13 protein-coding genes and 1 pseudogene are annotated in these 13,340 nt (G+C 47.9%); 9 read left to right on the top strand and 5 right to left on the bottom strand.

Going from position 1 to position 13,340, the window contains the following annotated elements:
* Window positions 1-33 precede the first annotated feature (33 nt).
* The 8 genes and pseudogenes from MHB54_RS10895 to MHB54_RS10860 all read left to right on the top strand — a co-directional run bounded on the left by MHB54_RS10895 (window position 34) and on the right by MHB54_RS10860 (window position 8,669).
* The gene (locus MHB54_RS10895) at window positions 34-1,623 is read left to right on the top strand and encodes a DUF6359 domain-containing protein (RefSeq protein WP_023986672.1); all 1,590 of its coding nucleotides are present in this window, start codon (window positions 34-36) and stop codon (window positions 1,621-1,623) included.
* A 325-nt stretch (window positions 1,624-1,948) separates the two neighbouring features.
* A complete protein-coding gene (locus tag MHB54_RS10890; protein WP_053324471.1) occupies window positions 1,949-2,980 on the top strand; it encodes an ABC transporter ATP-binding protein in 1,032 nt (343 codons plus the stop codon).
* On the top strand, window positions 2,958-3,884 hold the full coding sequence (locus MHB54_RS10885) for an ABC transporter ATP-binding protein (protein ID WP_028541233.1): 927 nt from the start codon (window positions 2,958-2,960) through the stop codon (window positions 3,882-3,884). Before MHB54_RS10890 ends, MHB54_RS10885 begins: the two co-directional genes overlap by 23 nt.
* A 13-nt stretch (window positions 3,885-3,897) precedes the next feature.
* A complete protein-coding gene (gene opp4B / locus MHB54_RS10880) occupies window positions 3,898-4,866 on the top strand; it encodes an oligopeptide ABC transporter permease (protein WP_023986675.1) in 969 nt (322 codons plus the stop codon).
* A 28-nt stretch (window positions 4,867-4,894) separates the two neighbouring features.
* Window positions 4,895-5,803 carry an ABC transporter permease gene (locus MHB54_RS10875; protein ID WP_023986676.1) on the top strand — a complete coding sequence of 303 codons (909 nt, stop codon included), beginning with the start codon at window positions 4,895-4,897 and terminating at the stop codon, window positions 5,801-5,803.
* A gap of 42 nt (window positions 5,804-5,845) precedes the next feature.
* Window positions 5,846-7,666 carry an oligopeptide ABC transporter substrate-binding protein gene (gene opp4A / locus MHB54_RS10870; protein ID WP_028541232.1) on the top strand — a complete coding sequence of 607 codons (1,821 nt, stop codon included), beginning with the start codon at window positions 5,846-5,848 and terminating at the stop codon, window positions 7,664-7,666.
* 121 nt (window positions 7,667-7,787) lie between these two features.
* Window positions 7,788-7,907: pseudogene (locus MHB54_RS10865) on the top strand (LysR family transcriptional regulator); the annotation flags it as partial.
* A gap of 6 nt (window positions 7,908-7,913) precedes the next feature.
* On the top strand, window positions 7,914-8,669 hold the full coding sequence (locus MHB54_RS10860) for a LysR family transcriptional regulator substrate-binding protein (RefSeq protein WP_256704500.1): 756 nt from the start codon (window positions 7,914-7,916) through the stop codon (window positions 8,667-8,669).
* 27 nt (window positions 8,670-8,696) lie between these two features.
* On the opposite strand, the gene MHB54_RS10855 is transcribed toward MHB54_RS10860, so the two are convergent.
* The 4 genes from MHB54_RS10855 to MHB54_RS10840 form a co-directional block, all read right to left on the bottom strand.
* On the bottom strand, window positions 8,697-9,347 hold the full coding sequence (locus MHB54_RS10855; protein ID WP_028541230.1) for an amino acid ABC transporter permease: 651 nt from the start codon (window positions 9,345-9,347) through the stop codon (window positions 8,697-8,699).
* A gap of 14 nt (window positions 9,348-9,361) precedes the next feature.
* Window positions 9,362-10,021 carry an amino acid ABC transporter permease gene (locus tag MHB54_RS10850; RefSeq protein ID WP_023986681.1) on the bottom strand — a complete coding sequence of 220 codons (660 nt, stop codon included), beginning with the start codon at window positions 10,019-10,021 and terminating at the stop codon, window positions 9,362-9,364.
* A 71-nt stretch (window positions 10,022-10,092) separates the two neighbouring features.
* On the bottom strand, window positions 10,093-10,923 hold the full coding sequence (locus tag MHB54_RS10845) for a transporter substrate-binding domain-containing protein (RefSeq protein ID WP_340981600.1): 831 nt from the start codon (window positions 10,921-10,923) through the stop codon (window positions 10,093-10,095).
* A 41-nt stretch (window positions 10,924-10,964) separates the two neighbouring features.
* On the bottom strand, window positions 10,965-11,702 hold the full coding sequence (locus MHB54_RS10840) for an amino acid ABC transporter ATP-binding protein (RefSeq protein ID WP_028541228.1): 738 nt from the start codon (window positions 11,700-11,702) through the stop codon (window positions 10,965-10,967).
* A gap of 327 nt (window positions 11,703-12,029) precedes the next feature.
* Here MHB54_RS10840 and MHB54_RS10835 point away from each other — a divergent pair, with 327 nt between their 5' ends.
* Window positions 12,030-12,497: a cupin domain-containing protein gene (locus MHB54_RS10835; protein WP_068941027.1), complete on the top strand. Its 468-nt coding sequence runs from the start codon at window positions 12,030-12,032 to the stop codon at window positions 12,495-12,497.
* A gap of 89 nt (window positions 12,498-12,586) precedes the next feature.
* Here the strand turns inward: MHB54_RS10835 and MHB54_RS10830 are convergent, their stop codons facing one another.
* Window positions 12,587-13,252: a class D sortase gene (locus MHB54_RS10830; RefSeq protein WP_023986684.1), complete on the bottom strand. Its 666-nt coding sequence runs from the start codon at window positions 13,250-13,252 to the stop codon at window positions 12,587-12,589.
* Window positions 13,253-13,340 lie beyond the last annotated feature (88 nt).

The raw sequence follows: 13,340 nt of genomic DNA, 5'->3' as shown, positions 1-13,340 counted from the left end.
TATTTATGGAAATCATAGGAGGGATATTGACGTATGGTAAAAGGCTTGCGATTCACAGGTTCACGCTTAAAAGGGATGTTGCATCTAGCAGCGATCGTATCACTGCTGATTGGGATCTTCGTTCCATTCGGTCAGGTCAAGGCGGAGGGAGCATTGACAGTAGCCGAAGCACTTCAGCGCCAAAGCAGTGGAGGTACGGTGACGGTGGAAGGTTACATCGTCGGACATGCTACCGGATCGAAAACGGCTAACTTTTCTTCCCCGTTCGCGAATGATTTTAACGTACTGATTGCCGATCAGGCAAATGAACGTAATACGTCTAATCTGTTGGATGTACAGCTGACTTCAGCGTACAGAGGGCAATATGGGCTATCAGGCCATCCTGAGCTGATCGGCAGCAAAATTCGTGTGACGGGTACACTCGGCGCCTACAATAATTTTGGTGGAGTGAAAAGCCCAAGCGCTGTTGAACTGGTGAGCGGAAGCGAGCCGGGGGAACCAGGCGAACCTGGCAACCCGGGTCAACCCGGTACTACACTGCCGGATGGAAAAGGCAAAAAGGTGCTGTTCGATAATACGCACGCACAGACCGCTGGTGCAGCAGATTGGGTCATTGAAGGCGCCTTCTCCGACTTTGCCAATGGACTGCGTAATGTAGGCTTTACGGTAGACCAATTGAATCGTCCCATTCCTTTTACTTATGGAGAGCAGGCTATAACATATGATAAGTTGCGCCAATATGATGTGTTCATTATTGGTGAAGCGAATGTTGCCTTTAAGGCATCCGAGCAGGCTGCCCTGCTGCAATACGTGAATAGCGGGGGGAGCGTCTTCTTCATCTCCGATCATTATAATGCGGACCGTAACAAAAACCGTTGGGATTCCTCCGAGGTTATGAATGGTTACCGTCGTGGAGCCTATACTAATCCGGCCAAGGGCATGACTGCAGAAGAAGCTGCATCACCGGCGATGCAAGGATTAACAAGCTCCGATTGGCTGGCGACCAACTTTGGCGTTCGTTTCCGTTACAATGCGCTCGGTGACGTGAATGCTACCGACATTGTAGCCGCAGATCAATCTTTCGGCATTACCAAGGGTGTGCGCTCGATTGCAATGCATGCAGGATCTACGCTGGCTATTATGGATCCTACCAAGGCTAAAGGCATTGCTTATATCCCTTCAGGCACGAAAAAATGGGGTAATGCGGTAGACCAGGGAGTTTATAACGGCGGGGGCCGTGCGGAAGGACCTTATGCTGCTATTTCCAAGGTAGGTCAAGGCAAGGCAGCGTTCATCGGTGATTCTTCCCCTGTAGAAGATGCTACACCGAAATATGTGCGTGAGGAAAACGGACAGTCGAAGAAGACATATGATGGTTTCAAGGAAGTGGATGATTCCACCTTCCTGGTGCAAACGGTCCAATGGCTTGCATGGAAGCAGGACTATTCGAAATTGTCTGATGTGGCAGGTTTGACTCTGGATCAACCCACGAAGCTTCTGCCATTCGAGGAGCCTGCGGCTTCTACGGAACCGCAGGCTGAGCCTTGGTCTGCTCCGGCAGCAGGCTACAAATGGTACGATCCTAGAACGTTCAAGTCTGGCTCCTATGGAGCGGCTTCATAATTATCGCCAGAAGCTCAATGTGAGCTGGTATTAGTTAGTCGTTTGATCCCTGCAGAGGGATCAGGCGACTTTTTTTGTGATGAAAATTAACCTGTGGTTGGTTATTTCATTACATTTTGTGCCAGAAAGGCCGCGCTACTGCTGGATCATTGATTTTTTAAATGATGTTGATAGCATAATCTTAATTGATATATCCATATACTGGTGATAGGATGTATTCAAATTATTCCGACAAAAACGGTATGTAATGTTCATGAGAGGTTTTAAACATCAAACATGGTGAGAATAAGCGGGACAAGACCATGGAGAATGGAGGAAGCGCGCATTGAATACCGGACCCGTGTTGGAAATTAAAGGATTATCCGTATCTTTTCGCATCAAGGATCAATATCACCCCGCAGTCGACCATCTGGATCTGACGGTCAACCCCAATGAAGTGCTGGCTGTAGTCGGAGAATCCGGCTGTGGCAAAAGCGCGCTGGCGCTTTCGATCGCACAACTGCATGACATGGAACGCACGCGTGTAGAGGGAGAGGTCCTTTTTAAAGGCACGGACCTGAACCGTCTTTCTTCAGGGCAAATGAATAAAATCCGCGGAGCGGGCATTGGCATGATCTTTCAGGACCCGCTGACAGCACTCAACCCGTTAATGAGCATTGGTAAGCAGATTGAGGAAAATCTTGATTATCATACGTCACTATCTACGAAGCAAAAAAGGGAACGTGTGCTGGAGCTGCTGGAAAGCGTAGATATACCGAATCCTGTGCGTGTGTATGAGCAGTATCCGCATGAACTGTCAGGAGGGATGCGTCAGCGTGTGATGATCGCGATTGCCATAGCTTGCCGACCTTCTCTTATTATCGCAGATGAACCAACTACTGCGCTCGATGTAACGATCCAATCGCAAATTCTCGACTTGCTCAAACAGCTTCAACAGGAGAGTGGGAGCGGAATTATCTTGATTACGCATGATCTTGGTGTTGTGGCAGAAGTAGCCGACCGCGTGGTGGTCATGTATGCCGGAGAAATCGTGGAGAGCGCTGATGTTTTTGAATTATTCAGGCATCCACAGCATCCGTACACGCGTTCTTTGCTTGCTTCCATGCCGGGATCGCATACCAAGGGGGAATCACTGCATGTCATCGGCGGCATTGTTCCCTCATTACAAGATATTCCCCGCAATAGCTGTCGCTTTGCCCCGCGTATTCCCTGGATTCAGCAGGGAGTGCATGAAGACCATCCCCAACTAAATGAAATTTCCCCTGGACATTGGGTCCGTTGTACATGTTACCAGCATTTTCATTTTGAAGACGAGGCAAAGGGGGAAGCTGCTCATGGCACTACTGGAGTTAAATGATTTGAGGGTCCACTATCCGGTGCGCGGTGGTTTCTTCCAGCGTGTTATCGATCAGGTGAAAGCAGTGGATGGCGTGTCGATCAGCATTGAGGCAGGCCAGACATACGGGCTGGTGGGAGAATCCGGCTGTGGAAAAACGACGACAGGCAGGACGATCATCGGTCTAAATAAGCTGACGAGCGGACGGATTCTTTTTAAGGGAAAGGACCTTGCGGCTCTGAGCCGTAACAACCGTCATCCGCTGCGTAGAGACATTCAGATGATTTTTCAGGACCCCTACTCTTCGCTCAACCCGCGCAAGCGCGTATTGGATGTCATTGCTGAACCGCTGCGAAATTTTGAAAGGCTGAGCAGTGAGGAGGAACGGAGGAAAGTACAGACGTTGCTGGAAAAGGTCGGCTTGAACGCCGATGCAGCCTACAAATATCCGCATGAATTTTCCGGGGGGCAACGGCAACGGATCGGGATCGCGCGTGCGCTGACATTAAACCCCAAGCTGATCATTGCTGATGAGCCGGTGTCGGCACTGGACGTTTCCGTGCAGGCACAGGTGCTGAATTTTATGAAGGATGTGCAACGGGAATTTAATTTGACGTATTTGTTCATCAGTCATGACTTGGGTATTATCCGCCATATGTGCGACCAAATCGGTATTATGTATCGAGGCCGTCTAGTGGAGCAGGGGAGCGAGCAAGACATTTATGAGCGTCCACAGCATCTGTATACCCAGCGCCTCATTGCAACCATTCCCAATATTGATCCTACAAAACGGCTGGAAAATGCCCAAAAAAGGCGAATGCTCTTATCCTCCTACAAAACAGAGCTGCCCAAACATCTAGACGTGAGTGGAAAGCCGTTTGCACTAAAATCAGTAAGTCCATCCCATCAAGTCGCGCTACCATAAGGGGGGTACAGAAATGTGGAAATTTACACTGCGTCGGCTGCTGGTTATGATCCCTCAACTTTTTGCACTGAGCGTGCTTATATTTTTCCTGGCTAAGGCTATGCCGGGGGATGCACTGACAGGACTTATTACTTCGACACCCAATCTGAATCCGGCCGTACTGGAAGAACAGCGACAAAGACTGGGACTGAATGACCCGGTGTGGGTGCAGTATGGGAACTGGCTCGTCCAGCTTGCTCACGGGGATCTGGGCAAATCTTATGTACATAAAATTAGCGTTACCGATCTGATTGGCAGCCGTCTGGGAAACACGTTCTTTCTGGGCGTAGTAATTCTGGTTCTGACGTATCTGATCGCCATTCCGCTCGGCGTACTCAGCGGTCGTTATCAGCATAGTCTGCTGGACAAAACCGTAGTGGGCTATACCTATCTCAGCTTTGCCACACCTCTATTTATACTCGCGTTGTTGCTGCTGTACGTATTCGGATTCAGGCTCGGCTGGTTTCCAACCAGCGGCAGTGTGGATGTAGGCGTGGAGCCGGGGACATGGTCATATTACGTGAACAAGTCGTATCATCTCATTTTACCGGCGGTTACAGGCGCATTGCTCAGTACAACGGCTACGATTCAGTATTTGCGCAATGAGGTCATTGACACACGACTGAAGGATTTTGTGAAAACAGCGCGTTCCAAAGGGGTGCCCGAAGGTAAAATTTATTCCCGCCATATTTTCAAAAACTCTCTATTGCCGATTGCTGCCTTTTTGGGCTATGACCTGACGGGAGTAATTGCAGGTAACATTTTCCTTGAATCTATTTTTGGATACCCGGGGTTGGGCCAACTATTTCTCCAGTCCATCACTCAACGGGATTTTTCAGTCGTGAACGCACTGGTCATGGTCTCCGGCTTCTTGGCGCTATTAGGAACCCTTTTATCTGATGTCATCCTGAGCAAAGTCGATCCCCGCATTCGAATTGAATAGCGAACAAGTCTAGAGAAAGGGAGGGATTATGGTGTCTATACAGGTGGAGGAGGTCTTCACGCCGGAAATCATTCGTAAATCACCATCCAGTTGGTCTGTACTGCGTCGTGAGCTGGTGCGTGACAAAATGGCCTTGGTTTCCATTGGCTTTGTAATTCTGTTCTTGATCTTTATATATGCCTCTGTCCTGTTTGTAAATCAGGATGTAGTCACGACGGTGGATTTGGGCGCAATCCGTGAAGCTCCCGGCTCAGTGCATTGGCTGGGCACAGATCGAGCGGGCAGGGATATTTTTGGCCAGCTGGTCATTGGAGCCCGCAATTCCTTCACGATCGGCTTTACGATTACATTGTTATCTGCCGCTATTGGCTTAACGTTAGGTTTGCTGGCTGGTTTTTATGGGGGGCTGGTCGATAACATCATCATGCGGATCATTGATTTTATTCTGGTACTTCCATTTCTGATGTTGGTCATCGTATTTGTCAGCATTGTACCCAAAAGCGGCATAGGGTCCTTTATTTTTATCATGACCGCCTTTTTATGGATTGGAAAAGCACGTCTGATCCGGGCCAAGGTGTTGTCGGAGCGCGAACTGGATTATGTGCAGGCTTCCAAAACCCTTGGCACACCCAATTGGAAAATCATCTGGTTTGGCGTGCTGCCTAATCTTAGCTCGGTCGTGATCGTCAATCTGACCCTCAGCTTAGCGGGAAATATCGGGATTGAGACGGGGCTTTCTTATCTCGGTTTTGGCTTACCGGAATCTACGCCAAGCTTGGGTACACTGGTGAGTTATGCGAATGACCCGGATGTTTTGCAGAATAGTTGGTGGATGTGGTTGCCTGCCTCACTGCTTATTTTGGTGCTAATGTTGGCGATTAACTTTATTGGCCAGGCGCTCAAACGCGCCACGGATGCCAGACAACGATTGGGTTAACCGAAGTTCAAGGATAAGGACAATGACAAGGAGGGATTTACAATGGTTAAACACTGGAAAAAAGGAATTCTGCCTGTTCTATCTGCAATTTTGGTGCTTTCTCTGGCCGCATGCAGCGGTTCGCCTTCCGCTTCGAATGGAGGGAAATCGTCTGACGGTACAGGCGGCACAGGGTCCGACAGCAAGCAGGTGAATGCCACAGCGCTGGAGAAGGCGATCAAGAACGATAAGGCCCCGATTAAGGGTGGCATCATCAATTATGCACTCGTGTCTGATACCCCTTTTGAAGGTATTCTGAATCCTGTATTTTATGAAGGCAATCCTGATTTTGAAGTCTTCCAGTTTTTCTACCCTTCTATGTTTTCGATTGACTCCAATCTAAATATTGACAATAAAGGAGCGGCGACGATTTCCTTTTCCCCAGACAATAAGGCGGTGACTGTAAAAATTGATCCCAAACTGAACTGGACGGATGGTAATCCCGTAACGGCAGAGGACTATGCTTTTTCCTATGAAGTGATCGGTCATAAAGACTACGAAGGTCCGCGTTATGATAGCTTTATGACCAACATTGTGGGCATGGAGGATTATCACGCGGGTAAGGCCAAAACCATTTCTGGCATCAAGGTGCTGAATGAGAAAGAGGTTACCATTCACTTCAAGGAACCTAATCCTTCGGTGAAATCGGGACTTTGGTCTACACCACTGGAGAAAAAGGTATTTCAGAATATCCCCGTGAAAGATATGGCCGGATCTGATCCTGTCCGTAAAAATCCGATTGGCTATGGACCGTTCAAAATTAAATCAATGGTCACAGGTGAATCTGTGGAATTCGTCAAAAATGAAGATTATTTCCACGGTGAGCCCAAGTTGGATGGCCTTCATCTGAAGGTGGTGAACCCGAATGTCATTACCGAGGCGCTGAAAAGTGGAGAAGTCGATTGGGCCAGCTATCCAACCACCCGTTACAATGAGGCCAGTAATCCGAAAAATGTACAGTTTCTCGGTCAGGAGGAATTATCTTATAGCTATGTGGGCTTTAAGATGGGCAAATTCGATCAGGCCAAGAATCTAAATATCATGGACCCGAACGCCAAGCTGGCGAACAAGTCATTGCGTCAGGCCCTCGGCTATGCGCTGAATAATGAGCAGGTCGGCAAGCAGCTCTATCATGGACTTCGGATTCCAGCAACATCCCTGATTCCGCCTGCCTTTAAGGGATATCATGATATAAATGCAAAGGGCATCGCGTATGACCCGGACAAGGCGAAAAAGCTGCTGGACGAGGCAGGCTATGTGGACACCAATGGAGATGGATACCGTGAGGACCCTAAGGGCAAGGAACTGGTTCTCCATTATGCGGCAATGAGCGGAGATGCGACAGCTGAATCGCTGGCAAAGTTTTATTTGCAAAACTGGAAGGATGTCGGACTTCATGTCGAGCTGGTGGACGGTCGTCTGCTTGAGTTCAATTCTTTCTATGATCGTGTGCAGAAGGATGACCCCGGCATTGATATTTTTGGCGGCGCATGGAGTACAGGTACAGATGTAAACCCTAGTGGGCTGTATGGACGCGGAGCCAGCTTTAACTACTCGCGCTTTACCAGTGAAGAGAATGATAAGCTGTTGCAGGAAGGGGTGTCTGTGAAAGCCTTTGACGACAATTATCGTAAAGATATATACAATCAGTGGCAGGCGTATATGAGCGAGGAGGCGCCCATTGTACCGACGTTATTCCGTTATTCGCTGGAGGCAGTGAATAATCGGGTAGCTAATTACGATATTACCCGTGGCAAGGAGTATGATGCAGACACGTTTGCGAATATTACGTTGACTGCGGAAAAAGCCGAAGTAGCCCAATAATCTAAAAAAGCGCAACAACCTGAAGAAGAAGCGCGAACCGGATGGATCCGATTTTGCGCTTCTTTTGACCTTTTAATGCAATCATTCTGGGGATTCTCGAAGGGAGAGAAGGAAGACGGAAATACGTCAGCTTCAATACTTCATTGCCGTATGCGAGGAACTGCATTTTACGAAAGCTTCGGAAAAGATCGGAATCTCCCAACCCACGCTTAGCTTGCAAATTAAGGCGTTGGAAGAGGAATTGGGCATGACGCTTTTTGACCGTGCAGGCAAGAAAATTAAAATGACAGATGCCGGAAAATTGTTGCTGCAACACAGTGCACATGCGCTCAAGGATTTACAGCAAGCAAAGGCTTCCATTGAGGAGTTGCGCACCGAGCAACGCGGGAGTTTGCGGATTGGTATCGCATTACCGGAGCTGGAGGAACCATTGCAAGAAATGCTTATCCATTTTCATCAGTCATTTCCTAAAGTCAGCCTGCACATCCATCCATCATTTGATGTAACAGAACAGCTGTTGGATAACCGAGTGGATGTTGGCATTACGCTGCATTCGGGTACGGATGAAAGGCTTGTCCAGCTTCCTCTTCGTACGGAGAACTACTGTCTTGTTGTTCCGGTAGAGCATGTGTTTTCCAACCGTACTTCCATTACGCTGGACGAATTGAGGCATGTACCCTGGGCGATGCAGCCAGAGTGTCATCCCGGCAGGAAACTGATTGAGAAGTGCTTCCGTGATCGCGGGTATCCCTTTGCAACCGTCTTGGAGACAAATTCCATACCTTCAATCCTGCGCTGGGTACAGGAGGGACTTGCCGTAACCCTACAGACGGAGTCCCTTGCGGCAGAATTGGATCGCTCACAATTTTGCACTGTACCTATTTTGTGCGGCGTGCTCCAGGGTCAGCTAGAGTTGATTTATCAGTCTGGCCGTTATCAGGGAGAAGCGTTGAAGCGATTGATTGAAAAGATACAAGCTGTACTAACAGTGCGTTCCAACTAGTGGCACCCCTGATGAGTATCAGGAGCTTTAATGTGTACGAACTTCCAGCCTGCGTGCAATCAGTGACATACTGTAATTGACAGCAAAGTACAGGAAAGCTGCGAACAGCAGGGCTGGAATGACAAAAGATTGATTTTGCCCACCGACAATCTGAATGTTATGCGTCAGCTCCGGCAAACTGATAATGACAGCCAGTGAGGTATCCTTGAATAGGGAAATGAACTGGCTGACAATCGGGGGCACCATGCGACGAAGCGCTTGGGGCAGAATGATATGCCATAAGGTTTGAGAATAGCTTAAACCGGAGGAACGTGCGGCTTCCACCTGTCCTTTATGGACCGAATTCAGACCGCTGCGCACAATCTCGGCGATCATGGCTCCCTCGAAGATCGACAGGCCTGTAATGGCTGCCCACTTGAGGGAAATCGAAATTCCGATGGATGGTAAAACCATGCCGATGAAGAAAATAATGAGCAATAATGGAAGATTGCGAATGAGATCAATGATAAAGGCTGCAACCTGTGAAATAACAGGTAAGCGGGTATAGCGCAGAATGCCGAATAAGATACCAAGAACGAAGCTGAACACGATAGAGTAAATAGCAACCTCCAGTGTGAGCAGGAAGCCCTCCAGTATAAAACGCACATTAGGCCACACAAACAATCCACCGAAATCCATACGGGCTTCCCTCCTTAGGATGTTTTGGACAGACGCCGTTCCATATAAAGTACAAGAAAGCTAAGCGGAACCGTCAAGATAAGATACAACAGCGCCGTGATGGCGTAGACTGTGATGGGCAGGAAGGTATCCGAGTTAATGAGGTCCGAGTAATACATTAGGTCCAGTCCGGCCACAATAGCCAGCACGGAAGAGTTTTTGACCAGATTAATGAATTGGTTGCCGATCGCAGGCAGTACAATTTTGATGGCTTGCGGTAAAATAATGCTGATCATCGTCTGGTTGTAACTCAACCCGGAGGACCTTGCCGCTTCAAATTGCCCCTTGGGCACAGATTGAATGCCGGCACGTATGGCTTCAGCAATAAAGGAGGCTGTGTATACAGTCAATCCGAGCGTTCCAGATACGAATCCGTCCAAAGGGATGCCCAAAGTAGGAAGCCCGAGATAAAAAAACAGTACGACGATCAGCAATGGGATATTGCGGATGACCTCTACATAGACGGTACCAATCCAGTTCAGCCATTTAAAAGGCGCAATTCGGAGGATGGCAATAATAGCCCCCAGAATAAAGCTTCCGATCAAGGCAATGACACTAGCTTGAACGGTATGAAGCAAGCCTTCTCTGAAACGGTCGCTATGATCGAAAAGTACGTTGATATCAAAAGTAAGCATCTGCGAATTTACCTCCTTATCCAGACTTAAGAAAGGAAGGAGCTCGCAATCGCGGCTCCTTCACAAGAATATTATTCGGGTTTAACCCCAAGCCATTGCTCGTGGAGCTTATCGTATTCACCGTTGCTTTTCAGTTCCTTGAGCGTATCATTAATAGCTTGTAGCAGTTCGGTTTGCCCCTTCTTCACTGCGATGCCGTAAGGTTCCTCTGTGAAGTTCCCGCCTACAAGAGTATAATTCGGGTCTTGCTGCTGCATGCCGAGCAGAATAGAGTTATCAGTAGTCAAGGCTTCTCCTTTACCTGCTTTGAGGGCGTTGAAAGCATCCTGATAGTTTTCGAATTCCAATATCGTTGCTTCAGGTGCTTTTTCACGGATATTTTTGGCGGAGGTAGAGCCTTTCACGGCGAGCACCTTGGTATTCGAGGTCAGAGACTCCAGCCCGGTGATGGGGCTCCCTTTTTTCACAAGCAGAGATTGCCCGGCGTTAAAATAGACGTCGCTGAAATCAACCTGCTTTTTACGTTCGTCCGAAATGGTCATCGTCGCGATAATGGCGTCGATGTCCCCATTTTGCAATAAGGTAATTCGTGTTTTGGACGTGACTTCTTTTAGTTCAAGTTTGGTTTCATCGCCAAAAATATATTTGGCTACAGCCTTAGCGATGTCGATATCAAAGCCCTCTACTTTTCCGCTAGCCGGGTCTTTCAGTCCGAACAGCTTGGTATCGTATTTCACACCAACGACCAGTTTGCCACGCTGTTTGATCGCTTCCAGCCCGTTGGCTGCTGCCGGCTGATTCCCCGACGTTGCCGCTCCTTCTTTGCCTCCACAGCCTGCCAAGACGAGCAGACAAGATAAAGCTACCAGCACCAAAGTACTCCATTGAAATCTTTTTCTCATCAGAACATTCCCCTTTCGATTTACGCTACATTGGTAGTCTATTAATGATGAATCAGACGGCTCAGGAACAGGCGAGCCCGTTCTTCACCCGGATTCTGAAAAAATTCGACAGGTTGGCTGTCTTCCAAAATTTGTCCTTTGTCCATAAAAATCACGCGGTCCGCCACTTCACGTGCAAAGCCCATTTCATGAGTGACAATGACCATTGTGATGCCCTGATGGGCGAGCGAGCGCATAACATCCAGTACCTCTCCGATCGTTTCGGGATCAAGTGCTGAAGTAGGCTCGTCAAACAACATAATTTTTGGATTCATCGCGAGCCCGCGGGCGATCGCGACCCGCTGCTGCTGTCCACCGGACAATTGAGCGGGGTAGCTCTGTGCCTTTTCTTCGATTCCGACGCGCTTTAGATAGGTGATGGCTGTTTGAGTAGCTTCTTCTTTCGAGATGCCCAGTACCTTCATAGGTGCCAGTACAATGTTTTCAATCACCTTTTTGTGGGGATACAGATTGAAATGTTGGAACACCATCCCGATATTGCGGCGGAAGGCATTGATATCAATCTTTTTGTCATGTACAGGGATCTCGTTAACGATCAGCTCCCCATCCGATATCGTTTCCAGACGATTGATGCAGCGAAGCAGGGTGCTTTTACCCGAGCCGGAGGGACCGATGATTACGACGACCTCGCCCTCCTTAATCTGAAGATTAATGTCTTTGAGTACATGGAAGTGACCGTAATGCTTGTTGACGTTGCGAAACTGGATCAGAGAGCTCACCCCTTTTTAGGCTTGGATACATAGCTTAGTAGACGGATTGACATGATCAAGCTCTATTAGAATTTAAAAATTTCTCTCATGATACTATAAGCTTACAATAAAAAACAAGATTTTATGTCACTAAACTTTACGTGTAATGTATTTTGGTGTGTTTTTTGCTAGTAAACTGTTATTTATATGTTGAAAACGAATAAATATCCGTAATTTTATGTTATTAAATTTGACACAAACTATTGATCCTCGACATGCCAAGGGAGAAACGTGACAAAAGCAACGCTATGTTTTACAGTAGGGAAGAAGGAATTTAGGGTAAAGGAAGGTTAGACAATGACGAAAGCTATTTCACCGCTAGTAACGGCATTGGGCATGGAGCCCCATCCAGAAGGCGGCTGGTACAAAGAGATGTGGAAGGCCCATTTCCAAATTCCGAAGCCTGTACTGCCGGATGTGTATTCCGGTCCGCGCTTTGCAGCTTCGTCTACGTATTTCTTGCTGCATCCGGGTGAGTTCTCCGAGTGGCATGTGGTCCATTCTGATGAGCTGTGGTTATATCATAGCGGAAGCCCTGTAGAGTTGAAATTGGGTGGAAGCGGAGAAGAGCCTGGTGAAGAAACTGTGATTATCGTCGGTGCGGATGTGGGGGCAGGACAGCATCCACAAGCACTCGTTCCAGGAGCAGTATGGCAAACGGCACGTCCGCTTGGGGATGAGCCCGTGCTGGTAACCTGTGTGGTTGCACCAGGATTCCACTTTGATGATTTCAAGCTGATTGCCAAGAATCCAACTGAATCATGATGTGAGCATTGGCGGGTGTATTTCTGTAATGAACAGGAATGGCCCGCCTGATTTATGTTTACTCATAGAAATAGGGCTTTAAAATAGCTTTAGGTGCTTAGTTTCGCCTGAACAATGAGACGATGGGTGGGGTTTACGAGAGGGTCACATGTAATCAGTGTAAGCAGCTTTTGTTTTTTGAAGCTTTTCAGAACAGACACGTCCGTAGGATCGACCACCTTCAGGCTATAAACGCTATATACATATTGGTTACCCCGAGCGTTAACAACAATCTTATCCCCGATCTTCAATTCATTTAGACGATTAAATAAACGTCCAGAGGTACGGGCTCGATGAGCAGCAATGGCGGCATTCCCTGCTTGTCCCAGCGTCCCCGTTTCCGGCATATGTACAGCCGCGTGTCTCATATTTATCCTCGTTGCGCCTTCCAATACAGGGAGCTTTAAAGCAATACGACTTATACTAATAGTGGCTATGGGAGTTTGTTCATTAGCGCTTACCATGGGAGCAGGGGATGGGGAAGTATTTTGTCGTGCTTCACTAACCGGAACTTCTGTAAGACGAGTGGACAAGCGAGCATAGCTGTCCGTAAGACTGGGGGGCCATAGCGCGTCGCTTTTTCCAGATGGTAGCTCTGCTGCTTTTAATAGCTTGCTTTGTTCCTGATCCTCATTCCATTCTGTCGCTTTAGGAAACAAAATAAAAAGTAAGCCTAACACAATAAATACGTAGGAAAGTTTACGCAGACTCAGCAATCTCGCCTCCCCTAAGCAAAGTACGGATTATACATATTTTTTGGAAAAATGCCCCATTCCCGACTCATTCCAATCGGGAATGGAATGA

The organism is Paenibacillus sp. FSL M7-0802, from assembly GCF_038004945.1.
Taxonomy (GTDB): Bacteria; Bacillota; Bacilli; order Paenibacillales; family Paenibacillaceae; genus Paenibacillus; species Paenibacillus polymyxa_B.
This window is presented reverse-complemented; position numbering and strand designations above follow the sequence as displayed.

Coding starts and splice junctions, on each gene's coding strand:
- MHB54_RS10895 (WP_023986672.1), top strand. CDS start 34: ATGGTAAAAGGCTTGCGATTCACAGGTTCACGCTTAAAAGGGATGTTG.
- MHB54_RS10885 (WP_028541233.1), top strand. CDS start 2,958: ATGGCACTACTGGAGTTAAATGATTTGAGGGTCCACTATCCGGTGCGC.
- opp4B (WP_023986675.1), top strand. CDS start 3,898: ATGTGGAAATTTACACTGCGTCGGCTGCTGGTTATGATCCCTCAACTT.
- MHB54_RS10875 (WP_023986676.1), top strand. CDS start 4,895: ATGGTGTCTATACAGGTGGAGGAGGTCTTCACGCCGGAAATCATTCGT.
- opp4A (WP_028541232.1), top strand. CDS start 5,846: ATGGTTAAACACTGGAAAAAAGGAATTCTGCCTGTTCTATCTGCAATT.
- MHB54_RS10860 (WP_256704500.1), top strand. CDS start 7,914: ATGACGCTTTTTGACCGTGCAGGCAAGAAAATTAAAATGACAGATGCC.
- MHB54_RS10855 (WP_028541230.1), bottom strand. CDS start 9,347: ATGGATTTCGGTGGATTGTTTGTGTGGCCTAATGTGCGTTTTATACTG.
- MHB54_RS10850 (WP_023986681.1), bottom strand. CDS start 10,021: ATGCTTACTTTTGATATCAACGTACTTTTCGATCATAGCGACCGTTTC.
- MHB54_RS10845 (WP_340981600.1), bottom strand. CDS start 10,923: ATGAGAAAAAGATTTCAATGGAGTACTTTGGTGCTGGTAGCTTTATCT.
- MHB54_RS10835 (WP_068941027.1), top strand. CDS start 12,030: ATGACGAAAGCTATTTCACCGCTAGTAACGGCATTGGGCATGGAGCCC.